Below are 24,832 nucleotides of genomic sequence, written 5' to 3'. Positions count from 1 at the left end.
GTTTTGAAATACGGAAACTTCGATCTCTCTAACGCGAAAGGGCTGGTGCTGGCCCATTCCGCCCGCCTGCCGGACGGTCGCCTACCGAAAGGCCATGTCCTGTCCCGGGACGACATTCGACGTCTGTCCGATGCCGGGGTGTCTTCGGTCACTGCCGTCCGGCTGGATGATGGAGACATGCTGGAAGACGCCGCTGCACAAGCTGTTGCAGCGTCTATTGCACCAGATAATCTGAATTTTTCAGAGGCTTCGACGGGTCGGGTGAACATTTACGCGAAAGTGGATGGTCTCTTCGTTGCGAGCCGCGAAGTGGTGGATTGCGTCAACCGGATCGATCCGGCGATCACGCTGGCCTGTCTTGCGGACCATGTTCCGGTGCGGGCGGGCGATATGGTGGCGACCGTCAAGATCATCCCGCTTGCAGTGCAGGGTGTGAAAGTGGCCGAAGCCGCAGCCCTTCTTAAACAATCGGTTGCTTTCGAGGTCAAAGCCTACCAGCCGCGAGCCGTAACGCTAGTGGCGACCGAGCTTCCTTCGCTGAAAACATCGGTCATGGATCGCACCGCCCGGCTTCTGGAGCGCAGGCTATCGCAGTCAGGTAGTCGGCTAAAGAAAGAGATACGAATTCCGCACGCAATGGAAGATCTAGCTGAGGTTCTTCAGCAGGTTGCGGGCTCAGAGACTCATGAGCCGGCTATGATAATCGTATTTGGAGCCTCGGCGGTTGCCGATGTCGACGACGTGATTCCCGCTGCTATCCGTGCCGCAGGAGGACATGTGGAGCAGGTCGGCATGCCGGTCGATCCTGGCAATCTTCTGGTGCTCGGTTGGATCGGCGATATTCCCGTTCTCGGCGCGCCCGGCTGCGCCCGCTCGCCGAAGGAAAACGGTTTCGACTGGGTGCTGAACCGCCTGATGGCAGGGGAGCATCCAAGCTCGTTCGACATTACCGGCATGGGAGTGGGAGGCCTGCTGATGGAGATACCGACACGGCCCCTTCCGCGGGAGGCTGCCAAGCCTGACAAGCCGACCGTTACCGTGGGAGCGCTGATGCTGGCGGCCGGCCAGGCACGCCGCATGGGCAAGGACGGGCCGCACAAGCTGCTCTCCGAATTCGACGGGCTACCGCTGGTGCGCCGGACGGCGCAGATGCTGCTTGCCTCACAGGCATCGCGGGTCGTTGCCGTCACGGGCCACCGGCGCCAGGACATCAATGCTGCCTTGGCCGGCCTGAACATCGAGCTTGCGTTCAATGCGGATTTTGCGTCCGGCATGGCCTCTTCTCTGGTCTCGGGCTTTTCGCTGCCGGCTCTTGCAGGGCTTGACGGTATCCTCGTCATGCTGGCCGACATGCCGGCCATTACAACCGAACACGTCGACAGCCTGATTGCCGCCTTCCGTGACGCGGGTGGCGGTGTTGTGGTCCGTTCCGTCTCGGACGGCAAACGCGGCAACCCGATCATCATTCCGCGTGCCGCCTATCCGGCCATTCTCCGACTGGATGGCGATGTGGGCGCGCGCGCGATCATCGAAAGCTCAGGGCTGCCGGTGGTCGATGTCGATATCGGCCCTGCTGCCCATCTGGATGTGGATACGCCCGAGGCCGTGACGGCCGCAGGCGGCATATTGAGGGGATGACATTGGACAACGCGGCCATAGAGGAGATGTTCGAGGGTCTGGGGCCGGTCTCGATTCGCCGCATGTTCGGCGGCAAGGGGATCTATTATCGCGGGCTCATCATCGCGATCGAGCTTCGCGACGAGATCATGCTGAAGGCTGACAATGTCAGCGCCCCCGAGTTTGCCGCGGCAGGTGCGCGGCAATGGTCCTATGAGGGCAAGAAGGGAAAACCGGTTCTGATGCCCTATTGGACAATTCCGGAAGAAGCCCTCGACGATGCGGATCTTATGGGAAAATGGACGCGGCTTGCTTTCGAGGCGGCGCTACGGGCATCGAAGAAGTGAAGCAGATGGCGTTTGAGCCATCTGATCCGAAGCTCTTTAGCGAGTCAGGTGCCTGAACGCATGCGCGGAGAAAACGGAAAGCGGCGAAGGTGAGTTCGCGGGATCGAACCATCCGAGTTCGGAGAGTTTGTCGGGTTCCGTCAGCCGCGGCTCACCGGAGAAATCTCGCGTTACATAGATCATCGAGATCCAGTGCTGCCTTTCAGCAGCAATGCGCTCTTCCGCCACGCAAAGAAACTCAACCGCACCGATCGTCAGGCCGGTCTCTTCTTCCGCCTCTCGGCGCGCGGCCTCGGCGGAAGACTCCATATGGTCGACCTTGCCGCCCACGATATTCCAAAACCCGGCTTCGGGTGGTCTCAGGCGACGGTAAAGCAGAACCTTGCCGTCGGCGCGCTGGATGACAAGCCCGGCGCCCACGCCAGGAAAATCAATGCCCGGCAAGAGCATGAAGAACTCAGGCCTTGGCCAGGTTCGAGCCGATCAGCATGAAAGCGGGCACGTCGTCGCCGAAGCCGACGGGCGTCGGGCCGTCGTCATAGTCGCGATGATAGCGGCGGCGTTCGCGGCTGTCGTCGTTTGCAGGGTTAGGCCGTAGATCGCGGTCGCGGTTGTTGGCCGGGGGCCTGCGGTCGGCCTTGCGCTCAGGTCTTGCATTCGCCACTTCAGCTTCCCCAACCATATGTTCGCTTTCGACCTTCTTGTCCTGCGTCTTGACGTCGGCCTTTGGGGCAGGCGTCTCGATGTTTTTGGCGCCACGTTCCGCCCGGTCTGGACGGTCACTGCGCTCCGCACGTTCCGGACGCTCCGTGCGTTCTCCACGCTCCCTGCCGCCGCGCTCGCGACCCTTGCGGGCACCGCCGCGTTCGCTCTCCTTGCTTTCCAGCGGTGCTGGCAAGGAAGACAGGTCGCCATTTAGCCACTCGATCTTTGTGCCGATCAGCTTTTCGATAGCGTCGAGATATTTCGCATCCGATTTCGTGACCAGCGTGAAGGCTTCACCGGAGCGACCCGCACGACCGGTCCGTCCGATGCGGTGGACATAATCTTCCGCATGGATAGGCACGTCGAAGTTGAAGACATGGCTGACGGCGGGAATGTCGAGTCCGCGTGCCGCAACATCGGATGCGACAAGCAGCGTGATTGCATTGGCCTTGAAGCCGGCCAGCATTTCCGTGCGCGAGCGCTGGTCCATGTCGCCATGCAAGGCGCCGACCGAGAAGCCGTGGCGCTCCAGGGACCGGAACAGATCGGCGACATCTTTCTTGCGGTTGCAGAAGATGATCGCGTTGGTCAGTTCGTCCTGCGCCTTGATGAGATCGCGCAGGGTGGCGCGCTTCTCGTAATCCTTGTTGTGGCAGGCGACGAGGCGCTGCGTAACCGTCTGCGCGGTCGATGAAGGCTTGGCGACCTCGATCCGCTCCGGGTTCTGCAGGAAGCGGTCGGCCAGCTTCTGGATTTCCGGCGGCATGGTGGCCGAGAAGAACAGCGTCTGGCGCGTGAAGGGGATCATCTTGACGATCCGCTCGATATCCGGGATGAAGCCCATGTCGAGCATCCGGTCGGCTTCGTCGATCACCAGAATTTCGACGCCGGTCATCAGCAGCTTGCCGCGTTCGCAGTGATCCAGCAGGCGGCCGGGGGTGCAGATCAGAACGTCCGCGCCACGCTCAAGCTTGCGGTTCTGGTCTTCAAAGGACACGCCGCCAATCAGCAGCGCGACGTTTAGCTTGTGGTTCTTGCCGTATTTCTCGAAATTCTCGGCCACCTGTGCCGCAAGTTCGCGGGTTGGCTCGAGGATCAGCGTGCGTGGCATGCGCGCCCGGGCACGGCCCTTTTCGAGAAGCGTCAGCATCGGAAGCACGAAGGATGCGGTCTTGCCGGTCCCCGTCTGTGCGATGCCGCAGATATCGCGGCGCTGAAGAGCATGCGGGATGGCGCCAGCCTGAATAGGCGTGGGTATGGTGTAGCCTGCGTCGGTGACGGCAGAGAGGACTTTCTGGCTCAGTCCAAGGTCAGCAAAAGTGGTCAAAGGAAATTCTGTTTCCGTTACGGTTCCTGGAGAAACGCGTGAGTCGATAGCGTAATCTCGACAATTGGCCGCGACTTAAGGCCAAAACGCCGGAAAGTCAAGGAAAGCAAGTGGCGCAGCCGTGATGAGGTGAATCAATCCACCGCTTTGTCAAGACGACTTGAAGCACTACACTTGCGAATATTCTGCTGCGAACCGGCGCTCGCTTACCGGAGATAGGTAGTAAGTTTCATCCCGGCATTCAAGAAGTGTACGGGATCGATCGCATTGCCGTCCCGCCGTACCTCGTAATGGACATGCGGACCCGTTGCCCGGCCTGTCGCTCCGGCGCGCCCGACAACGTCTCCGGCATTGACGACATCGCCTATGCTCACCAGGATCCTGGACATGTGGCCGTAGCGCGTGGTGATGCCCTGACCGTGGTCGATCTCGACCATGTTGCCATAGCCGGCGGCTGGACCAGCCGCGATGACCTTGCCGGCGCCTGTCGCTTTCACGTCATCGCCGGTATCGGCCTGGAAATCTATGCCTGCGTGAAGGGCGAGGCGGCCGAGAAACGGATCGATACGGTTGCCGAAGCGGCTGGTGACATAGTGGCCGGGCGCAGGGTTGCCGAAAGGAAGATCGCGGGCCGTCTCCCGCACCGTCTCCAAACGGCTGAGTGCGGCATCCAGTTCGTCAAGGGATGCATCGAAGGCAGGCGAGGTCGCTTCTGGTTCGACGAAAGGGCCGCCTATGCCGTCAACCTCATTGCCGGAGGCCGAGGCAGATGAGGCGATATCGACGCCGGTGCCACGCAGAATGTCGCTGATGGCGTCCGCAGTCTGCGACGCACCGTCGGTGAGATTGGCAATCTTGGCCAGTTGCTGCTTCTCTATGTCCTTGAGGGACAGCGTTACTTTCGAAAAAACGCGGTCCGCACGGTCGGCGAGGTTTTCACGAAGCGGCGCATAGGCCAGCGCTGGCGCCGTTGTCTGCGTGCCAGCATTGGCACTGCCGAGAAGGTTGCTGATCGCCTCTATCCCACCGCCAAGCGATGCCTGCCGGCCGCTGGAAGCCGGCGAGGGCTTCGATGCAGGCGAGGCAGCCGGCGCCAGACCGGACTCTTCGGCACGATCGAGCAGCGAACCGAGCTTGCCATGCCGGGAAAACAGCGCGTTCTGCTGTTGGAGGAGCTTTTCCACCTTCTGCTCGACAACCTGCTGGTCGAGGAGCTGGCGCGAGGTAATGCGGTCGAGCTGTGCCCGCAAGGCCGCGATTCGGTCTTCGTAATCATGCTGCATCCGCGCCTGGCGCGCCATGGTCGCGCCGATCAGATCGTCGCGGATGACGAGGTAGGACGTGGCTGCGAGATAGCCGACGACAAAGAGGCAGAGAAGAGAAAGGCCGATCCCTGCCATCCAGGGGCGGATGGTCATGTGGCGAATGTTCTCGCCATGGGCGAGAATCAGAACATGATGATGCCTGCGTTTTCCAAACACCCGGCTGTCTGTTCCGCCCGTCACCTGCTACCTCCGAAGATGCGACTCTAACGATCACCGAACCATGTCCGCACTACACATGGTTATGGTTAACAAAGCCTTTTCGCCGGAGGTGGATGGGGTGGTTCAGGCGCTGCTGGTGGAAGTAAGCGAACGGTAAAACGAAGGCGTCAGTCCGGCTTCCGCGCGAGCGATATCGTTGAAAGGCGCCTTCAGCGACCCGCGGAAATTGGCACGTACAAGCTGCTGGAAGGTCAGCGCCGGGTCCTTGCGTTCGCGGGCGCATAGAAAGCGGAACCATTTGGCACCGATCGCCACATGGCCCTTCTCGTCGTTGTAGATCACGTCGAGGATAGCGGCCGTTTCCGTGTCGCCGGTTTCTCGCATCTTGGCTTGCAGCGAAGGCGTAACGTCCAGCCCGCGCGCCTCCAGGATCAGCGGGACCACCGCAAGCCGGGCGGTAAGGTCGTTGCGGGTGGAATGCGCCGCCTGCCATAGGCCGTCATGAGCGGGCATGTCTCCGTAATCGGCGCCCATCTCGTTGAGGCGGGTCCTCACCATGCGGAAGTGTTTGGCTTCCTCGAATGCGACGGTCATCCAGCCGTCGAAGAAGGAGAGGGGAACCGGCTCGGTGGCGAACCGCGCAACGATATCGAGTGCCAGATCCACCGCATTGAGTTCGATATGAGCGATGGAGTGGAGAAGGGCTATCCGCCCTTGGCGGGTATGCAGCGAGCGCTTGCCTACTGCTTTGGGTGGTACGAGTTCCGGCTTGGCGGGGCGGCCTGGTCTGCTTGCGAGCGGCGGGTCGAGAGGCGAGCGGAGCGAAAGCCGCCGCTCGAACCACCGCGTTGCCGTTTCCTGGGCAAGGCTGGTCTTGATGTCGAGATCGGGCGAGGAGATGGCGGCAGTCGCCCCGCCCCTCAAGGATATGATCCGCCCATCGTCCGACATCGCCATGCTCCATGCTTCAAAGATCGCGGAGGCTTTCAAGCACATCCTCTGCATGCCCGTCGACCTTTACCTTGGCCCAGATCTTGGCGATGCGGCCGTCCGGTCCAACCAGGAAGGTGCTGCGCTCGATGCCCATATAGCTGCGGCCATACATGCTCTTTTCCTTCCAGACGCCGTAGGCATCAGCAATGCTGGTATCTTCGTCGGATGCCAGAATGACCCCGAGCGAGTGCTTCTTGATGAATTTGTCGTGCTTCAAGGCGGTATCGGGGGAAATGCCGATTACGCTGGCGCCTGCCTTTTCGAATTCGGGCAGCAGTCCTGTGAAGGAGATTGCCTCTTTGGTGCAGCCGGTCGTGTCGTCCTTGGGGTAGAAGTAGATGACGACCGGTTTGCCCGCGAACGTCTTGAGGGCAACCTGTCCACCGCCGTCACGGGGCAGATCGAAGTCCGGGGCCAAGTCCCCAACAGCCAAATCAGACATGAATTTCCTTTCTTTTGCCGGTATCTTGAGTGGATAGTCGCCACAATCGCTATATACTTGCCCGAGCGTCGTCCAGATCAGTTAACGTTTGGCCCTTGCGCATGCAGAAAGATGAGTTCTCAACCTGATGGCGGAAATTCGCGGGGAAAAAGTCAGCTTCAGCAGGAAGGAAATAGTCCCGCTGCATGAACTCCCCTCCGCCCAGGTCGAAGATCCCATCATCGTGCATTGCCCACCGCCGCCGCGCTCGCGTGCAAGGCGTATCGGCAGGACCATCATCCTGTTCTGCATGCTGGTCCTGCTCGCCGTCTTCAGCGCTATCTTCGCCATCGAAGGCGGAATCGTCGATGGCGCCTTGTCGGCCCGCGCGCAGGCAGCGCTCAACAATGCCATCGGCCCCCGCTATGTGGCTTCCGTCGGCTCGACCGTCATTCGTTTCGATTCGCATTTCCGGCTGGCGATCGAAGCGCGAGACGTCGATGTCGTCGAACAGGCGAGCGGCGAGCATCTGAGCCGCGCAGGGGCACTTCGGCTGGCGATCGATCCCCTGGCGCTGCTTGCAGGCCGGGTTTCTATCAAGAATATGGAAGCGCGGGATATCAGGCTCGAGACGGCGCAACTGCCGGCGGGCGAATCCATGCCACTGTCGAAAGTGCGCGTCGATGCGACGCCGCAACTGCTGGAGCAAACCTTTCAGCGTCTGGATGAAGCACGAGGATTGATCGAACGCAGTGGTACTGCGTCGGTGAAAATCTCCGGCATTCAGATCGTGCTACCGACGGCGCCGGGTCAGGAAGCCCTGATGCTGGAAGTGGAATCACTCAATCTGGCGCTCCGGTCGGACGGAGAAGTGGAGATCAACGGCGATGTCAGCCTGAACGGGCGCAAGGCGACGCTGGTTGCCACTTCCGCGACGGTCGAGGGGGTGACCACGGCTCTGTCCGCCAAGCTCGCCGGGCTCGAAGTTACGCCCTTCCTTTTGCAGAGGGCAGAGGACGGCACGCCGAGGGAAGGGATAGAGGGCGCGCTCGATCTTGACCTTGCAGCGACAAGAGCGCGCGAGGCAACCCAGCCTGCCATGACCGCGACACTGCACCAGTCTCCTGGCCACTTCTATTTCGACGGCATTCCGCAGGTATTCAGCGGCGCGAATATCAATATCGCCTATGACTTCGGAAAGGACTCCATCGAGATCCGCCAGTCGGAGGCCCGTTTCGGCCCGACCATTCTGCCCCTGACAGGCGCGATTATCGACCTCAACCGCCTCGATCCCAATGATAAACGCCTTGGCGTCGGGCTCGACCTCCTTATCAGTGGCGGTACGGCTGTCGGCGCAACGGATGGCGAGCAGCCGGCGCATTTTGACATGAAGGCAGTTGGGCGCTACCTCACCGCAGATAGGGAACTGCAATTCGACCAGATGGGCGTTTCCACTCCCACCGGGCGGATGGCCGGCGCGCTACGTGTCAGGTTCGGTGAAAAATCGCCCGAAGTCAGTTTCGGGGCACAATTGCCGCAGATGGAAGTCACGACCGTCAAGCAGCTATGGCCCTTCTGGATGGCCCGTAAGCCGCGCGACTGGATCATGCAGAACCTGTTCACCGGCACGCTGACCAACGGGTCGATCAGCGTCTTCATTCCGCAAGGCCGGATGAAGGGGCCGGGCATCCCGATGGAGCTGAACCGTAATGAATTGCAGATCGCTTTCGACCTGTCGAATTCTCGCCTGAACATGCCGGGCGACGTGCCCCCCTTGCGTGACATCGCCGCGCATCTCGACCTCAAGGGCGAAGTGCTGCAGGTCGATATCGCCAAGGCCACATCCTTCCTTCCATCCGGCCGCTCGGTCGTGGTTGAAAACAGCCGGTTTGCGCTTCCGGCGACCTATACCAAACCCTTGATGGCGGAAATGTCGCTGCAGATTTCCGGATCTGCCGATGCGGTAACAGAGCTTGCCAACTTCCGTCCGGTCAATGCGCTGAAGAACACCGGCTACAAACCCGATGATTTTCATGGGGAGGCCACGGCTAGGGTAACGGCCCGAATGGGGCTCATCTCCGACCAGAAACCTCCAAAACCGGTCTGGGATGCGCATGTGGAACTATCCGATGTCGATCTGGTGCCACCTGTTGCCGGCCGAAAGATTGCCGATGTCACCGGTATGTTGAACATAGATCCGCAAGCTGCTCATCTGTCTGGAAAGGCGTTGATCGACAGCGTGCCTGCGGATGTGACGCTGGTCGAGCCGCTGGATAGCGCTTCGCCGGTGAAGCGCGAGCGCATCATCAAAGCCTCGCTCAGCAACGACCAGCGCGAGAAGCTGGTGCCGGGTTTGTCGGATATCGTCGATGGCACCATCGGGGTGGAACTGACTCGTATCGACGAGAACCGGCAGGGTGTATCGCTCGACCTCAGCAAGGCGTCGTTGTCGGTACCATGGGTAGGCTGGACCAAGGGAAGCGGTATCCGCGCCAAGGCCCAGTTCGAAATCGCGGGCGAGGGCGACCAACCGAGCGACCTCCGCAATTTCGTGCTGGATGGGGACGGATTTGGCGCAAGCGGCAATATTTCCCTCGCAAGTGGGGGGCTGTCCTCGGCCGAGTTTTCCAACGTGCAACTGTCGCCTGCCGACAATTACAGTCTGTCCGTGAAAAAGACCAAGGGCATCTACGATATCTCGATCGGCGGTGCGGCAGCGGATTTGCGGCCGATCATCACCAAGCTGCGTGCGAGCACGGAGGGTAAGAGTTCCGGGCCCGGCGCCGGCAGCAAGGACAAAGGCGGGGCGACGCTCCACGCGAAGCTTGATCGTGCCATTGGCTTCAACGACGAAAACCTCGGCAACGTATCGATGCTGTTTTCTGTTCGGGACGGCAAGATTTCTTCTGCGGACCTTTCGGCAGTCACCGGCAGCGGTCAGGCGGTTGTCAGCGAGATGGTTCGTGGGGACGTGATCTCCGTCACGAGCGGGGACGCGGGAGCGATCGTAAGGTTCGTTAACCTCTATTCGAACATGCGCGGCGGGCTGTTGAACCTGCGGCTGAAGGCGCAGGGAAACGATTGGCTCGGCTCCGTCGATATCCGCAGCTTCTCGCTGGTTAACGAGTCGCGGCTTCAGTCGCTCGTTTCGACGCCGGTGGGCCGGGACGGCGAGAGCCTGAACACGGCGGTGAAGAAGAATATCGACGTCAGCGCCGCGAAGTTCCAGCGCGCCTTTGCGTCGCTCGCCTATAAGGATCAGGCATTGTCGATAGAGAACGGCGTCGTGCGCGGAGAGCAGATCGGCGCGACGTTCCAAGGCATGATTCGCGATGCCGCCGGCAATATGGAGATGACCGGCACCTTCATGCCCGCTTACGGCCTCAACCGGCTGTTCGGGGAATTGCCTCTGATCGGCGCCATCCTCGGCAACGGCAATGACCGTGGCCTGCTGGGCATCACCTTCAAGCTGCAGGGGCCCTTCGAGAAGCCGAAGCTTTCGATCAACCCGCTTTCCCTGATCGCGCCCGGCGTTTTCCGACAGATCTTCGAATTCCAGTGATAGAGGCCGCACGCACGGCCTCTATCAGACTGCTTGAGGAATCTCAGGCCGGTCGCACTAGGATGTGCTTCTTCTTGCCGAGCGAGATCTTGATGACGCCAGCTTCTGTCACGGCGTCCGCACCGATTGTCTTCCGCTCGTCCGTGACCGGCTGATCGTTGATCCTGACCGCGCCGCCTTGGACATGCCGCCGGGCTTCACCGTTCGATCCGGCAAGGCCAGCGCGCACAAGCAGAGTCAGCAGTCCGAGGCCCGCTTGAAGTTCTGCGCCAGGAATTTCGACCGATGGCAGATTGTCGGCAATCGCCCCTTCCTCGAAAGTCTGGCGGGCCGTTTCCGCGGCTTCCTCAGCCGCGGCGCGGCCATGCAGGATTGCGGTCACCTCGGTGGCGAGGATCTTCTTGACCTCGTTCAATTCCGAACCGCCGAGCGCGGAAAGGCGTCCGATTTCGTCCATGGGCAGGGTCGTGTAGAGCTTCAGGAAGCGTCCGACGTCCGCGTCTTCCGTATTGCGCCAATACTGCCAGAAGTCATAGGCCGACAGCATGTCCGGGTTCAGCCAGACCGCGCCGTTGGCAGACTTGCCCATCTTTGCGCCGGAGGAGGTAGTCAGCAGTGGCGAGGTCAGCGCGTAGAGCTGTGGCGTCCCCATGCGGTGACCAAGGTCGATGCCGTTGACGATGTTGCCCCATTGATCCGAACCGCCCATCTGCAGGCGGCAGTCATAGCGCCTGGCCAGTTCGACAAAGTCGTAGGCCTGCAGGATCATGTAGTTGAATTCCAGGAAGGATAGCGACTGCTCGCGGTCCAGCCTCGTCTTGACGCTTTCGAAGGACAGCATCCGGTTGACGGAGAAGTGACGGCCGACATCGCGCAGGAATTCCAGATAGTTGAGGCCGCGCAGCCAGTCGCCGTTGTTGATCATCAACGCGTCCTTGGCGCCATCGCCGTAACCAAGGTAATTGGAAAAGACGCGCTTGATGGAGGCGATGTTGCTCTCGATCGTGTCAAGGGTCATCAGCTGGCGTGCCTCATCCTTGAACGAGGGGTCGCCGACCATGCCGGTGCCGCCGCCCATCAGCGAGATCGGCCGATGACCGGTCTGCTGCATCCAGTGCAGCATCATGATCTGGATCAGGCTGCCCGCATGCAGGCTGGGAGCAGTCGGGTCGAAGCCGATATAGGCAGTCACTGTTTCCTTGGAGAAAAGCGCATCGAGGCCCGACTCGTCGGAAATCTGATGAATGAAACCACGCTCGTCGAGCGTACGGAGGAAATCGGACTTGAACCTGGACATGATCAATCTCTGAGCAAGGGTACTGATTGAGGCCGCCTCTAGCACTCTTCTAAGGCAGAATCACTCCAAAAGTGACTGTTGATTTCACTCCTAGAGATCAACCGGCCACGAGCGTGACCGAGCCGGGCTTGGGCTATTACGTCCGTCCGAAAGGACCACCTCATGCGGGAGCGCATGACTGCCTTTAATATTTTGTTGGTACACTGGAAATAAGATAGAGCAGCTTCGCATCCATTCTTTCAATCCATTTCACATGTTTCATCATTATGTCGGCTGCCGTTCTGTTTTTGGTGGTGAACTTCCTCATCGGCCTATGTTTTAGTGCCGTATTTGCAGTCGTATCCATTTACAGTCGGTGGCGCTCGGCGGCTCTGTTGTTTTCGGCGGGGCTCTTCATCGCCTCACTTACTATGGCGTTCGAGCTGGCGGTGGCATACTCGAACAATCCCAGGCTTTGGGCGACCGCGGCCTATGGCACGGTTCTGGCCGGACTGGTCCTGTTGCATCGAGGCATTGCGGAGCTCTACGGCAGGCCTTTTCCAGCCTGGGTAGCTATCTCGACCTTCCTGGCCGGCATGGCGGTCTTCATTGTGATCCGTGACCTTCCAAGATCTTGGTGGGGCTATGGCTTTTTATATCAGGGGCCTTATGCATTGGTGACTTTCGCCGCAACAGCGAGGGTTTTACTGTCTGACCGTAAAAAGCCCATCGATATTGTGCTTGCGATTGTATTGGCAGTTAGCGGCCTGCACTTCCTCCTGAAGGCGGCGCTTGCCGCCATCATGGGGCCGGGCGCGACACCGAGCGCATATATATCAACCAATTACGCTGTCATGTCGCAGAGCATCACGGCAGTGCTGATCGTTGCTGTGGGACTGATGTTGCTGGCTGTGCTGACGCTCGACATCATGGTTGTCGAGAGGGGTCGCGCCGAACGGGATGGACTGTCGGGTCTTGCCAATCGGATAGGTTTCGATAAGGCGGTGAAACTTGCGATCAAGAAACGCGGTGATCGACAGCATGCCGTTATCCTGTGTGATCTCGACCATTTCAAAGCGATCAACGACACATATGGTCACCATGCCGGTGATATGGTCATCAATGCCTTCGGAACGATGATCGCAGCTCAGGCAGGCGGTGATGCTATCGTTGGGAGAATTGGGGGCGAGGAATTTGCGGTATTCCTGCCTGATACGCCGATTGCAGTCGCAGTCGCAGTCGCAGAAACGCTCAGGCTTGGGGCTCGCAAGATGATGGTTCCCGGTCTGCCTGGCGGATTTGTGGTCACCGCCAGTTTCGGTGTAGCCGCCTCGAAGCCGAGCGACGGTGCGCAAGATGCATTGCATCAGGCCGATGCGGCACTCTACAGCGCCAAAAGGGGCGGCAGAGACTGCGTTCACCAGGCTCACGGTCTGGCGGCTTGACGTCAGGCGTCGCTCGCGACCATTGAGGTGGCCGGGGCTACTGACGGAAACTGAAACGGCCGCCCGAATGGCAGCCGTCTGTGATTCTGAAACGCTCTAACCGCTCAGCGAATGCGCTTGGCCGCCGGCTCCGGCACGAGTTCGCCGTTGAGGCGGCGATCGAGATAATCCTCGCACTCGCCCATCAGTTCATCCACCTTGCCGTTGAAGAAGTGGTTGGCTCCATCCACGATTTTGTGGGTGATGAGAATGCCTTTCTGCGCCTTCAGCTTTTCCACCAGGCCATTGACGTCCTTCTCGGGCGCGACCCTGTCGGCATCGCCGTTGATGATCAGTCCCGATGACGGGCAGGGGGCCAGGAAGGAGAAGTCGTAGATGTTCGGCTGCGGCGCGATCGACATGAAGCCTTCGATCTCGGGGCGGCGCATCAGCAACTGCATGCCGATCCAGGCGCCGAAGGAATAACCGGCCACCCAACAGCTCTTCGAATCGGGATGCAGGCTCTGGACCCAATCGAGGGCCGACGCTGCATCCGACAATTCGCCGGCGCCATGGTCGAATTCGCCCTGGCTGCGCCCGATGCTGCGGAAATTGAACCGTAGCGTCGTAAAGCCGCGCTTCTGGAACATGTAGAACAGCTGGTAGACGATCTGGTTGTTCATCGTGCCCCCGAACTGCGGGTGCGGATGAAGGATGATCGCGATCGGCGCACTTTTTTCCTTGGACGGCTGGTAGCGCCCTTCCAGGCGGCCGGCTGGGCCGTTGAAAATGACTTCGGGCATCGGTACTCCGTCAATTGGTCCGGTTCCAAACTGGTCGTCCCGTCCTTTGACTTGACGAAGCCGCTCAGCTTTTCTACAACAGTTTAGAACCATTCGAAATTGGGGCGCGCACATGGCGCCCGGTACGAAGTCTCATACGGCAAGCGCGGCTGAATTTTCAAGGAAAATGCAGCGGTGCGCGCCCGGTGCAGTTCGACCTTATCTAGCAACGGAAGCTGACGCGGCAATGGCGCCCACCCGCAGATATCTGGACTGGAACGCGACGGCCCCATTGGGTGCCGAGGCGCGTGCCGCCATGATGGAGGCTCTGCAACTGCCGGGCAATGCGTCCTCCGTGCATGCAGAGGGGCGAGCAGCCCGCGCTGCCCTTGAAAAAGCGCGTCGGCAGGTAGCCGTTCTGGTTGGCGCAGAACCGACCCATGTGACATTCACGAGCGGTGCCACCGAAGCAGCCAATCATGTCCTGACGCCCGAATTCCGCATGGGCCGGTCGCCGCTGACGGTGTCAAGGCTTTACATATCGGCAGTCGAGCATCCGGCTATTCGTGAAGGTGGTCGCTTCGATCGCGACCAGATCACGGAAATTCCGGTCACCTCTGAGGGAGCGGTCGATCTGACTGCTCTGGAGACGCTTCTGGTTGCGCATGACCGCAGCCAGGGCCTGCCCATGGTGGCGGTGATGCTTGCCAACAACGAGACGGGCATCATCCAGCCGGTCGGCCAAGCAGCTGCGCTTGTCCACGCCCATGGCGGGTTGATGGTGGTGGATGCCGTACAGGCGGTCGGCCGGGTGGGCGTCGACATCAACGATCTGGATGCCGACTTCCTGATCCTGTCCTCCCATAAGATTGGCGGACCGAAGGGCGTTGGTGCGCTTGTTTCGCGCGGAGAAATCCTGATGCCGAAGCCGTTGATAACGGGCGGCGGGCAGGAGAAGGGGCACCGGTCGGGCACGGAGAATTTTCATGCTGCGGTCGGCTTCGGTGCGGCAGCCGAGGCGATGGGCAAGGATCTTGCTTCGAGGAATGCCGAAATCGGTAGGCTTCGCGATCTGCTGGAGCGGGAGATGCGGTCTGCTGCGCCCGACGTCATCATTCACGGCCAGGACGTCGCACGCGTTCCCAACACGACCTTCTTCACGCTTCCGGGATTGAAGGCGGAGACGGGACAGATCGCCTTCGATCTAGAAGGCATCGCGCTCTCGGCAGGCTCGGCCTGCTCGTCGGGAAAAGTCGGCGAAAGCTATGTGCTGACGGCCATGGGATGCGATCCGAAGCTCGGCGCTCTCCGGATCTCGCTGGGGCCGCAAACGACGGAAGAAGACATCGCACAAGTGCTTGCCGCTTTCACAAAAATTGCAGCCCGGCGTAAGCCGGTGGGGCGGGCGGCGTAGATCCGAGTTATTTGCGGAAAGGTAAATTTCCGCTTGCCAAGAGGTGGGAAAACCGCCTTTTGACGCTTACATAGGGGAGACGGTTTTCCCCGCATCGATGACAAGAATTGCCGGAATTTGACCCGGCAAGAATTGGAGTATGAACATGCCTGCTGTCCAGGAAACAGTCGATCAGGTCCGGAGGATCGATATCGATCAATATAAATACGGCTTCGAGACTGTGATCGAAGTGGACAAGGCGCCCAAGGGACTTTCGGAAGACATAATTCGCTTCATTTCGGCCAAGAAGCAGGAGCCGGAATGGATGCTGGAGTGGCGTCTCGATGCCTATCGCCGCTGGCTGACGATGGAAGAGCCGACCTGGGCACGGGTCGAGTACCCCAAGATCGACTTCAACGACCTCTATTACTACGCAGCCCCAAAGGGCACGTCCGGCCCGACCTCGATCGAGGACGTCGATCCGGAATTGCTGAGGGTCTATGAAAAGCTCGGCATCCCCCTGCGTGAGCAGGAGATCCTCGCCGGCGTGAAGACGTCGCGGGTGGCGGTAGACGCCGTCTTCGACTCCGTCTCGGTCGTCACGACTTTCAAGAAGGAGCTTCAGAAGGCCGGCGTGATCTTCATGTCGATCTCGGAGGCCATTCGCGAGCATCCCGACCTGATCAAGCAGTATCTCGGCTCGGTCGTATCGACGACCGACAACTACTACGCGACGTTGAACGCGGCGGTCTTCACCGATGGCTCCTTCGTCTTCGTGCCGAAGGGCGTGCGGTGCCCGATGGAGCTTTCCACCTATTTCCGCATCAACGAAAAGAACACCGGCCAGTTTGAGCGCACGCTGATCATTGCCGAGGAAGGGGCTTACGTATCCTATCTCGAAGGCTGCACGGCACCGCAGCGCGACGAAAACCAGCTGCATGCAGCCGTGGTCGAACTCGTTGCCCTGGACGACGCCGAGATCAAGTATTCGACGGTCCAGAACTGGTATCCCGGCGATGCCCAGGGCAAGGGCGGCATCTACAACTTCGTTACCAAACGCGGCGATTGCCGTGGCCATCGTTCCAAGATTTCCTGGACGCAGGTCGAGACGGGGTCGGCGATCACCTGGAAATATCCGAGCTGCATCCTGCGCGGCGACGAAAGCCGCGGCGAATTCTACTCGATCGCCGTCTCCAACGGCCACCAGCAGATCGACAGCGGCACGAAGATGATCCATCTCGGCAAGAACACGTCGAGCCGCATCATCTCAAAGGGCATTTCCGCCGGCAAGTCCAACAACACCTATCGCGGCCAGGTCTCGATCCATCGCCGGGCTGAAAATGCACGCAACTTTACCAATTGCGACAGTCTTCTGATTGGCGACCGGTGCGGCGCCCATACGGTTCCCTATATCGACGTCAAGAACGCTTCGGCGCAGATCGAGCACGAGGCCACCACCTCGAAGATTTCCGAGGACCAGAAGTTCTACGCCATGCAGCGCGGCATTCCGGAAGAGGAAGCCATTGCGCTCATCGTCAACGGCTTCGTCAAGGACGTTATCCAGGAACTGCCGATGGAGTTCGCGGTGGAAGCGCAGAAGCTGATCGGCATCTCGCTCGAAGGGAGCGTTGGGTGATGGCTGGTGGGAGACCGCTTTCTGATCTCTCTGTCGTCATCCTCGGGCTTGTCCCGAGGATCTACTGAGGGTCAGAAATGGTTGGCTTCGTCTACATGATGTCCGAGAATCCTTATGTGCCGCATAGGAATTCGAGGTACGAATGAACGGCAGTAGATCCTCGGGACAAGCCCGAGGATGACGGCCAGGAAGCTGAGTTCACGGGTCTTAAGATCTACTAGGCGGGCCTTGAACCCGCTCGACGAATAGGAAAACGAAATGCTTGAAATCCGCAACCTGCATGCCCGCATCGCCGAAGACGGCACCGAGATCATCCGCGGCCTGAACCTGACCGTCAGGGCCGGCGAAGTCGCCGCCATCATGGGGCCGAACGGCTCCGGCAAGTCGACCCTGTCCTACATCCTGTCCGGCCGGGACGATTACGAAGTGACGGAAGGCGAGATCCTCCTAAATGGCGAAAGCATTCTTGAGTTGAACCCGGCTGAGCGGGCCTCGAAGGGCATCTTCCTCGCCTTCCAGTATCCGGTCGAAATACCGGGCGTTGCGACCATGCAGTTCCTGAAGGTTGCCATGAACGAGCAGCGCAAGGCGCGTGGCGAGGAGGAGCTGACGACGCCGGACTTCATTCGGCGCGTCAAGGAAGCGGCCGCGAAGCTGCAGATCGACCAGGCCATGCTGCGCCGTCCGCTGAATGTCGGTTTCTCCGGCGGCGAGAAGAAGCGCGCCGAGATCCTGCAGATGGCGCTTCTGGAGCCGAGCCTCTGCGTTCTGGACGAAACCGATTCGGGCCTCGACATCGACGCGCTGAAGATCGTCGCCGACGGCGTCAACGCGCTGAAGTCGCCTGACCGCGCGACCATCGTCATCACCCATTACCAGCGCCTGCTCGACTACATCATCCCCGACACGGTGCACGTTCTCTACAAGGGCCAGATCATTCGCTCCGGCGACAAGGCCTTGGCGCATGAGCTCGAAGCCAATGGCTATGCCGACATCATCGGACAGGCCGCCTGAGAGCGTAGAGAGGCTGTGATGAACATGCTGACGACAAACCCACCCGCCGCCCGTTTGACGGCTGCCGAGACCGCACTGGTCGAGGCGTTCAGCGCGCAGATCGGCGAACTGCCGGGCAATGGAGCCGTGATCGGCACCCGCGACCGGCTCCTGGACGACCTGAAGAAGTCAGGCCTTCCGACCCGCCGGATCGAGGCCTGGCATTATACAGACTTGAAGAATCTGCTGCGCGCCATCCCGGAAGCCCAGGCGACTGCCGCAACCGAAGCTGTTGCCCCGCTTGTCGATGGCGCAACCGTGCTTTCCGTGCTGCAGGGCGTGGCCGACAGCCGTGCTGCCGTGGATGGCGTGGATATCGCATCGCTCAAGGATCGGCTGGTCGACGGAACGGCTGCAGCAGGATTGACGGCGCTCGACAAGGACGACGCGATCGGACGGATCAACGGAAGCTTCGTCCGCGATGGCTATGTCCTGAATTTTCCGGCTCAGGCGGAGATCGCCGCACCCATCGAGCTGCAGGCCCGCCATGCGGGCGGTCAGATCCATACGCGCTTCCCTGTCTCCTTCGGGGAAGGCTCCAAGGCGACCGTGATCGAGCGTCACCAGGCGGTGACGGAGGATGCTGCACTGGTGTCCTCGATCAGTGACATCGTGCTGGAAGAAGGCGCTGAGATCACCTGGATCATCCTTCAGCAGCAGGGCCTGGCCGACACGCATCTCGGCCAGATCCGGGTGAAGCTGGGCAAGGACGCCAAGCTCCGGCTGTTCGTCATCAATGCCGGCGGCAAGCTGGTGCGACAGGAACTGCGCATCGAGGTTGTCGGTGAGGGCGCCGAACTGACACTGCGCGGCGTCAACCTTCTGGGTGGCGAAAGCCATACGGACGTGACGCTGGTGCTGGGGCATAATGTGCCGCACACCAACTCGACCGAGACCTTCCGCAACGTGGTCTTCGACCGCGCCAGCGGCGTCTTCCAGGGCATGATCCGGGTCGCTCCGGACGCTCAGAAGACCGATGCCAAGATGGCCTGCAACACGCTTCTCCTGTCTGATGAAGCCGATTTCGCGGCCAAGCCAGAGCTCGAGATTTTTGCCGACGACGTCATCTGTGGACACGGCGCGACGGTGACGGACATCAGCAAGACCCATCTCTTCTACCTGATGGCCAGAGGCGTTCCGGAAAACAAGGCGCGGGCCATGCTGGTCAATGCCTTCGTGGCCGAGATCGTCGAGGAACTCGAAGAAGAAAAGCTGGTTGAGGCGCTCGAAGACATCGTTTCGGCCTGGCTTGAAAAGCACGCGTGACGGCAAAGGCGCCAAGGAGCCTGACATGGACCAGAATATGCCGACCACGGCCTATGACGTCGACGCTATAAGACGGGATTTCCCCATCCTGTCGACCATGGTGCACGGCAAGCCGCTGGTTTATCTGGACAATGGCGCCAGCGCCCAAAAACCGCAGTCGGTGATCGACGCGATCAGTCATGCCTATTCCAGCGAATATGCAAATGTCCACCGCGGCTTGCACTATCTGTCGAACACGGCGACCGAGGCTTACGAGGCGGCGCGCGAGAAGGTGCGACGCTTCCTCAATGCCGGCTCGGTGGATGAAATCGTCTTCACCAAGAATTCCACCGAGGCGATCAATACCGTCGCCTATGGCTGGGGCATGCCGAATATCGGCGAGGGCGACGAGATCGTCCTGACGATCATGGAGCATCACTCCAATATCGTTCCGTGGCACTTCATTCGCGAGCGGCAGGGCGCCAAGCTGGTCTGGGTGCCGGTGGATGACGAAGGCGCTTTTCATCTGGAGGATTTCGAGAAATCCCTGACGGAAAAGACCAAGCTGGTTGCGATTACGCATATGTCGAACGCTCTCGGCACGATCGTACCGATCAAGGAAGTCTGCCGGATCGCCCATGCGCGCGGCATTCCCGTTCTGGTCGATGGCAGCCAGGGGGCGGTTCACCTGCCCGTGGATGTGCGCGACCTTGACTGCGACTGGTACGTGATGACTGGCCACAAGCTCTACGGGCCTTCGGGCATCGGCGTGCTTTATGGCAAGTCGGATCGGCTGAAGCAGATGCGGCCCTTCCAGGGCGGTGGCGAGATGATCATCGAGGTCGGCGAGGACGTGGTGAGCTACAACGATCCGCCGCACCGATTTGAGGCGGGCACACCGCCCATCGTGCAGGCGATCGGCCTCGGCTACGCGCTCGACTATATGGACAAGGTCGGCCGCGACGCTATCGCCCGTCACGAGGCGGATCTGGCGGACTATGCCACGCAACGCCTGCAGGCGATCAACTCTCTGCGCATCATCGGCAATGCGCCGGGCAAGGGGGCGATCTTCTCCTTCGAGCTTGCCGGTATCCATGCCCATGACGTGTCGATGGTGATCGACCGCAAGGGCGTGGCGGTGCGGGCAGGTACCCATTGCGCCATGCCGCTCTTGAAACGCTTCGGCGTGACCTCCACATGCCGGGCATCGTTCGGCATGTACAATACCCGTGCCGAAGTGGATGCGCTGGCCGATGCGCTCGACTACGCGCGTAACTTCTTTGCCTGACCTCATAACGTCCGGGGAGCCCGCCATGGCCATCGACGAAACGATACCCAAGTGGGATGCCCGCGAAGGCATCATCCAGTCTGCAATCCCGGCCGATGAACTGGCCCGGCTGAGCGACGACATCGTCTCGGCGCTGAAGACCGTCTACGACCCGGAAATCCCAGCCGACATCTTCGAGCTTGGCCTTATCTACAAGGTCGATATCGAGGACGACCGGATGGTCAAGATCATGATGACGCTCACCGCACCCGGATGCCCTGTTGCCGGCGAAATGCCGGCCTGGGTCGAAAACGCCGTCAGCGCCGTCGAGGGCGTGTCCGGCGTGGAAGTGGAGATGACCTTCGATCCGCCGTGGACGCCGGAGCGCATGTCAGAAGAGGCCCAGGTGGCGGTTGGTTGGTATTGATCCGTTTACGGACAGGCCTTACATTGAGATCATGAAGCGCCGGGCCTTGAACCCGGTCGTGGAAGGAGAATGAGCCCATGGGCTTTGCAGTGATGACGATGACCGAAGGCGCCGCCGAGCGCGTCAAGCAGATCGTCGGCAATTCCGGTCCCGATGCCAAGGGTATCCGCGTTGGGATCAAAAAGGGCGGTTGCGCCGGCATGGAATATACGGTCGATCTGGTGACCGAACCCAATGCCAAGGACGACCTTGTTGAGCGTGATGGCGCTAAGGTCTGGATCGAGCCGTCCGCGGTGCTCTACCTCCTTGGAACCCAGATGGATTTCGAGACGACCAAGATGCGCTCCGGCTTCATCTTCGTGAACCCGAATCAGACATCCGCCTGTGGATGCGGGGAATCGGTCGAGCTGAAGCCCGCCGATCTTGCGGCGCTTGCGCAACAGCGCGAGGCGCAGGTCCACGCCTGATCCTGGTTTGTCTTACAATTAAAAGGGCCTCGAAGGCCCTTTTTTCATTCGTGCCGCAGCGCCTCGATCGGGTTGAGTTGGGCGGCGCGGCGGGCGGGGAAATAGCCGAACACCATGCCGATCGCAGCCGAAAACGCGAAGGCGACCAGGATGATCGTCGGGCTTGCGGCAAAGGGCACGCCGAGGAGAGTGACGACGCCGTAGGCGAGCGCCAGCCCGGCCAGAATGCCTGTTACCCCTCCGAAGATCGACAGCATCACCGCCTCCACCAGAAACTGCGTTAGCACCTGGTTTTCCAGCGCGCCGATGGCAAGCCGTATGCCGATTTCGCGCGTGCGCTCGGTGACGGAGACGAGCATGATGTTCATGATGCCGATCCCGCCGACGAGCAGGCTGACCGCCGCAACAGCGCCGAGCAGGCCTGTCAGCAGCATGGTCGTGCCAGTCATGGCGGCGGCGATCTGCGACATGTCGTTGACCGAGAAGTCGTCTTCACGTCCGAGCGCGATCTTGCGGCGCTCACGTAACAGGCCCTCCACGTCGGATTGAACCTTCGCCGTCGAAACACCGTCCTGCGCCGACAGGATGATGCTGCTGATCGTCGTCGTCCCACCGATCCGCCGCTGGTGCAGCTTGAGCGGCATGATCACCGTGTCGTCCTGGTCGTCACCCATACCCGACTGTCCCTTGGCCGCAAGCACGCCGACGACGGGGCAAGCGACATTGCTGACGCGGATGTTCTGGCCGACCGGATCGGCGGAGCCGAACAGTTCCTTGCGCACCGTCTGACCGATGATGCAGGCCGCCTGACTGCCGCGATCTTCATTGGGCAAAAACTGACGGCCGATGGACAGATCCCAGTCTTGCGCGATGAGGTAGTCATTGTTGGTGCCGATGACGCTGGTGGAGTGGTTGGCGCCGCCGGCGATCACCGTTGCGGTGCCGCGGTTGATCGGAGCGACGGCCCGCAGACCGCTCACCTGGTCCTGCATTGCCAGCACGTCCTTGTCCGTGAAGCGCTTTGCCTCGGTGCTGGCGCGGCCGGGACCCCATTGACCGGGGCGGACGAACAGCGTGTTGGTCCCGAGTCGCGAAAGCTCGCTCTTCACCTGGGCGGTAGTGCCATTGCCGATCGTCACCATGGCGATGACGGCGGCAACGCCGATAACCACTCCAAGCACGGTCAGAAAGGAGCGCAGCATGTTGCGGCTTATGGCGCGCCAGGCGAGCTTCGTTCCCTCATACAGCATGATCCATCTCCCTTGCCCGGTGCTCGTCCGAGACGAGGTGGCCATCCACGAAGCGGAGCAGCCGCCGTCCGTAGGCGGCGATGTCTTCCTCATGGGTGACCATGATGACGGTGATGCCATTGTCGCGGTTCAGCCGCGTAATGAGATCCATGATCTCGTTGCTTGTCTTGGTGTCCAGGTTGCCGGTCGGCTCGTCGGCAAGGAGAACGGCAGGATCGGTGACGATGGCGCGGGCGATGGCGACGCGTTGCTGTTGGCCGCCCGAGAGCTCCTGTGTCGTATGATCTGCCCGGCCGCCAAGTCCCACCTGCTCCAATGCGGCAAGCGCTCGCCGACGCCGCTCACGCGGGTCCATGCCGCGATAGACCAGCGGCAGTTCCACGTTTTCGACCGCCGAAGTCCGCGCAAGCAGGTTGAAGCCCTGGAAGACGAAGCCGAGCATGTGGCGTCGCAGCAGCGTCAGCTGCGCGCGGTTGAAGCCACTGGTCGGAACGCCTTGGAACAGGTAGTCGCCGGAGGAGGGGACATCCAGGCCGCCGATGATGTTCATCGCTGTCGATTTCCCCGAGCCGGACGGCCCCATGATCGCGACGAATTCGCCGGCCGATATGGCGAAATCAACCTGATCGAGCGCACGGATCGTCGCTTCGCCGCGACCGTAGTATTTCGATACCTTGTCAAAGGAGATGAGCGGCGGCACTGGTTCGCCCCTATGAATTGCGGGCGACGGCATCGGTGATCAGCTGGTCGCCCTCCTTGAGGTCGCCGGCCTTCAGCACCGTGAACTGGCCGTCTGTCGGACCCGTCTCTACCGTGACGCGTTGCGGATTGCCGCCGCGCAGCACCCATACGGACCGTTCGGTGGCACTGCCCTTCTCCTCGCGGGGAGCACCGTTGCCACGAGGGCGAGGAGGGGCGAAGAGCCGGCTGAGCATGCTGCCGCCGCGGGCCCGGGTCGTCGCCGGCGGAGAATAACGAAGCGTGGCATTGGGCAGGAGAATGGCGTCATGCACCGCCTGCACGGTGATGTCGGCGGTGGCGGTCATACCCGGACGCAGCAGCAGATCCTGATTGTCCACTGTCAGGATGGCCTTGTACGTGACGACATTGGAGACAGTCTCGGAGGCAAAGCGCACCGCCTGAATGGCCGCAGGGAAGTTCCGGTCCGGATAGGCATCGACCGAGAACCGCGCCGGCTGGCCCTCGCGCACCTGACCGACGTCGGCTTCGTCCACCGCAACCTGAAGCTCCATGCGCCGCAGATCACCGGCAATGGTGAAGAGCACGGGCGCGTTGAGCGAGGACGCAACCGTCGCACCGGGATCCACATCGCGTGTCAGCACGATGCCGTCGATCGGCGAGACGATGGTAAGCTTGGAAAGGTTGACTTCGGCGAGCCGCAAACTGGCTTCGGCCGAAAGAACCGAAGCCGCGTTGACATCCTTTGAGGCCATGGCCGATTCATAGGTGTACTGAGCCGCGTCGAGTTCTTTCTGGCTGGAAATCCTGTTGCTGACCAAGCCGGTCAAGCGGTCGAGGGAAATCCGCGCAGATTGGGCTTCCGCCTCCGCTTTCAACACATTTGCTTTGGCGGAGGCAAGCTCGGCTCTCGCGCTTTGTACGTCCGCCTCCTGCTTGTTGGTGTCGAGCTCGGCAAGGATGTCGCCCTTCTTGACGGCACTGTTGTAGGTGACATTGACCCGCCGCACCGTACCTGAGAGCTCGCTTGATATATCCACCTGGTCGGTCGGCTGGACCGACCCCGTTGCGGTGACGATGACAGACAGGTCGCCGCGCTTTGCCGGGGCAGTGGTATAGGAGTATTGCGGCCCGCCTTGGTTGAGGTAGCTGTAGCCACCGATGGCCGCCGCCAGAAGAGCCACGATGACCAAGGGCCAGATCACCCGCCGGCTTTTCCGGTGCTTGCCGGATTGGGCGAGGATGGCAGCGAGATCGGGTGTGTTTGCCTTGGTCGCGGGATCGGGATTGGTCTGGACGTTCAAATCTTAGCCTCTGTTCGGATATTTTGCGTGCAGGACTTCGCTGCAGACTGCCAACCTTGACCGGCTAACTTGCCACGAGCATGGCGTTGATGCCGTCCAGGTTGCAATGACATGAAAGCCCCCGAAGACAAACTTAATTGTCGGTAAGGTAAC

The 24,832-nt window shown here is 60.7% G+C and carries 21 protein-coding genes; 11 read left to right on the top strand and 10 right to left on the bottom strand.

What is annotated here, in order from left to right; translation table 11 throughout:
- Positions 1 to 3 precede the first annotated feature (3 nt).
- Together EPK99_RS17315 and EPK99_RS17310 are read left to right on the top strand one after the other, a co-directional pair.
- Entirely contained in the window at positions 4 to 1,638 is a 1,635-nt protein-coding gene (locus EPK99_RS17315) for an NTP transferase domain-containing protein (protein ID WP_128444348.1), read from the top strand.
- 2 nt (positions 1,639 to 1,640) lie between these two features.
- Positions 1,641 to 1,964, top strand: coding sequence for a TfoX/Sxy family protein (locus EPK99_RS17310; RefSeq protein ID WP_128444347.1), 324 nt, complete (start codon positions 1,641 to 1,643; stop codon positions 1,962 to 1,964).
- 36 nt (positions 1,965 to 2,000) lie between these two features.
- Here the strand turns inward: EPK99_RS17310 and EPK99_RS17305 are convergent, their stop codons facing one another.
- The 5 genes from EPK99_RS17305 to bcp all read right to left on the bottom strand — a co-directional run bounded on the left by EPK99_RS17305 (position 2,001) and on the right by bcp (position 6,915).
- Complete coding sequence (locus tag EPK99_RS17305; RefSeq protein ID WP_128444346.1) at positions 2,001 to 2,414, bottom strand: NUDIX domain-containing protein; 414 nt, start codon at positions 2,412 to 2,414, stop codon at positions 2,001 to 2,003.
- 7 nt (positions 2,415 to 2,421) lie between these two features.
- Positions 2,422 to 3,996: a DEAD/DEAH box helicase gene (locus tag EPK99_RS17300; RefSeq protein ID WP_128444345.1), complete on the bottom strand. Its 1,575-nt coding sequence runs from the start codon at positions 3,994 to 3,996 to the stop codon at positions 2,422 to 2,424.
- Positions 3,997 to 4,202: 206 nt separating this feature from the next.
- Positions 4,203 to 5,501, bottom strand: a complete 1,299-nt coding sequence (locus EPK99_RS17295; protein WP_128444344.1) for a M23 family metallopeptidase — start codon at positions 5,499 to 5,501, stop codon at positions 4,203 to 4,205.
- 102 nt (positions 5,502 to 5,603) lie between these two features.
- On the bottom strand, positions 5,604 to 6,431 hold the full coding sequence (locus EPK99_RS17290) for a ferritin-like domain-containing protein (protein ID WP_128444343.1): 828 nt from the start codon (positions 6,429 to 6,431) through the stop codon (positions 5,604 to 5,606).
- Positions 6,432 to 6,447: 16 nt separating this feature from the next.
- On the bottom strand, positions 6,448 to 6,915 hold the full coding sequence (bcp, locus tag EPK99_RS17285; protein ID WP_128444342.1) for a thioredoxin-dependent thiol peroxidase: 468 nt from the start codon (positions 6,913 to 6,915) through the stop codon (positions 6,448 to 6,450).
- A gap of 127 nt (positions 6,916 to 7,042) precedes the next feature.
- Here bcp and EPK99_RS17280 point away from each other — a divergent pair, with 127 nt between their 5' ends.
- Complete coding sequence (locus tag EPK99_RS17280; protein ID WP_128444341.1) at positions 7,043 to 10,456, top strand: YhdP family protein; 3,414 nt, start codon at positions 7,043 to 7,045, stop codon at positions 10,454 to 10,456.
- A gap of 43 nt (positions 10,457 to 10,499) precedes the next feature.
- Here the strand turns inward: EPK99_RS17280 and tyrS are convergent, their stop codons facing one another.
- Positions 10,500 to 11,753 (bottom strand): tyrosine--tRNA ligase, encoded by a 1,254-nt coding sequence (gene tyrS, locus EPK99_RS17275; RefSeq protein ID WP_128444340.1) that lies wholly within the window; start codon positions 11,751 to 11,753, stop codon positions 10,500 to 10,502.
- A gap of 266 nt (positions 11,754 to 12,019) precedes the next feature.
- Here tyrS and EPK99_RS17270 point away from each other — a divergent pair, with 266 nt between their 5' ends.
- The gene (locus EPK99_RS17270) at positions 12,020 to 13,177 is read left to right on the top strand and encodes a GGDEF domain-containing protein (RefSeq protein ID WP_128444339.1); all 1,158 of its coding nucleotides are present in this window, start codon (positions 12,020 to 12,022) and stop codon (positions 13,175 to 13,177) included.
- Between the two features lie 104 nt (positions 13,178 to 13,281).
- Here EPK99_RS17270 and EPK99_RS17265 read toward each other — a convergent pair whose 3' ends face one another.
- The gene (locus tag EPK99_RS17265) at positions 13,282 to 13,959 is read right to left on the bottom strand and encodes an alpha/beta hydrolase (protein WP_128444338.1); all 678 of its coding nucleotides are present in this window, start codon (positions 13,957 to 13,959) and stop codon (positions 13,282 to 13,284) included.
- Between the two features lie 226 nt (positions 13,960 to 14,185).
- On the opposite strand from EPK99_RS17265, the gene EPK99_RS17260 reads away from it, so the two are divergent.
- From EPK99_RS17260 to sufA, 7 genes are all read left to right on the top strand, one after another.
- Positions 14,186 to 15,352, top strand: a complete 1,167-nt coding sequence (locus tag EPK99_RS17260; protein ID WP_128444337.1) for a cysteine desulfurase family protein — start codon at positions 14,186 to 14,188, stop codon at positions 15,350 to 15,352.
- Positions 15,353 to 15,497: 145 nt separating this feature from the next.
- A complete protein-coding gene (gene sufB / locus EPK99_RS17255; protein WP_128444336.1) occupies positions 15,498 to 16,967 on the top strand; it encodes a Fe-S cluster assembly protein SufB in 1,470 nt (489 codons plus the stop codon).
- A 258-nt stretch (positions 16,968 to 17,225) separates the two neighbouring features.
- A complete protein-coding gene (gene sufC, locus EPK99_RS17250) occupies positions 17,226 to 17,981 on the top strand; it encodes a Fe-S cluster assembly ATPase SufC (protein WP_128444335.1) in 756 nt (251 codons plus the stop codon).
- 18 nt (positions 17,982 to 17,999) lie between these two features.
- Complete coding sequence (sufD, locus tag EPK99_RS17245) at positions 18,000 to 19,286, top strand: Fe-S cluster assembly protein SufD (RefSeq protein ID WP_128444334.1); 1,287 nt, start codon at positions 18,000 to 18,002, stop codon at positions 19,284 to 19,286.
- A gap of 25 nt (positions 19,287 to 19,311) precedes the next feature.
- Positions 19,312 to 20,553 (top strand): cysteine desulfurase, encoded by a 1,242-nt coding sequence (locus EPK99_RS17240; protein WP_128444333.1) that lies wholly within the window; start codon positions 19,312 to 19,314, stop codon positions 20,551 to 20,553.
- 25 nt (positions 20,554 to 20,578) lie between these two features.
- On the top strand, positions 20,579 to 20,959 hold the full coding sequence (locus tag EPK99_RS17235; protein WP_128444332.1) for an SUF system Fe-S cluster assembly protein: 381 nt from the start codon (positions 20,579 to 20,581) through the stop codon (positions 20,957 to 20,959).
- 77 nt (positions 20,960 to 21,036) lie between these two features.
- The gene (gene sufA / locus EPK99_RS17230) at positions 21,037 to 21,426 is read left to right on the top strand and encodes a Fe-S cluster assembly scaffold SufA (RefSeq protein ID WP_128444331.1); all 390 of its coding nucleotides are present in this window, start codon (positions 21,037 to 21,039) and stop codon (positions 21,424 to 21,426) included.
- A 44-nt stretch (positions 21,427 to 21,470) separates the two neighbouring features.
- On the opposite strand, the gene EPK99_RS17225 is transcribed toward sufA, so the two are convergent.
- Genes EPK99_RS17225 through EPK99_RS17215 form a run of 3 tightly spaced genes read right to left on the bottom strand, consistent with a single transcriptional unit; the run spans position 21,471 to position 24,679 of the window.
- Positions 21,471 to 22,676, bottom strand: a complete 1,206-nt coding sequence (locus tag EPK99_RS17225; RefSeq protein WP_128444330.1) for an ABC transporter permease — start codon at positions 22,674 to 22,676, stop codon at positions 21,471 to 21,473.
- A complete protein-coding gene (locus EPK99_RS17220; RefSeq protein WP_128444329.1) occupies positions 22,666 to 23,409 on the bottom strand; it encodes an ABC transporter ATP-binding protein in 744 nt (247 codons plus the stop codon). The genes EPK99_RS17225 and EPK99_RS17220 overlap by 11 nt, the downstream gene beginning before the upstream one ends.
- A complete protein-coding gene (locus tag EPK99_RS17215; RefSeq protein ID WP_128444328.1) occupies positions 23,387 to 24,679 on the bottom strand; it encodes an efflux RND transporter periplasmic adaptor subunit in 1,293 nt (430 codons plus the stop codon). The genes EPK99_RS17220 and EPK99_RS17215 overlap by 23 nt, the downstream gene beginning before the upstream one ends.
- Positions 24,680 to 24,832 lie beyond the last annotated feature (153 nt).

Source organism: Neorhizobium lilium, from assembly GCF_004053875.1.
GTDB classification, from domain to species: Bacteria; Pseudomonadota; Alphaproteobacteria; order Rhizobiales; family Rhizobiaceae; genus Neorhizobium; species Neorhizobium lilii.
Note: the sequence above shows the minus strand (reverse complement) of the source record. Positions and strands in the feature narration are given on the sequence as shown.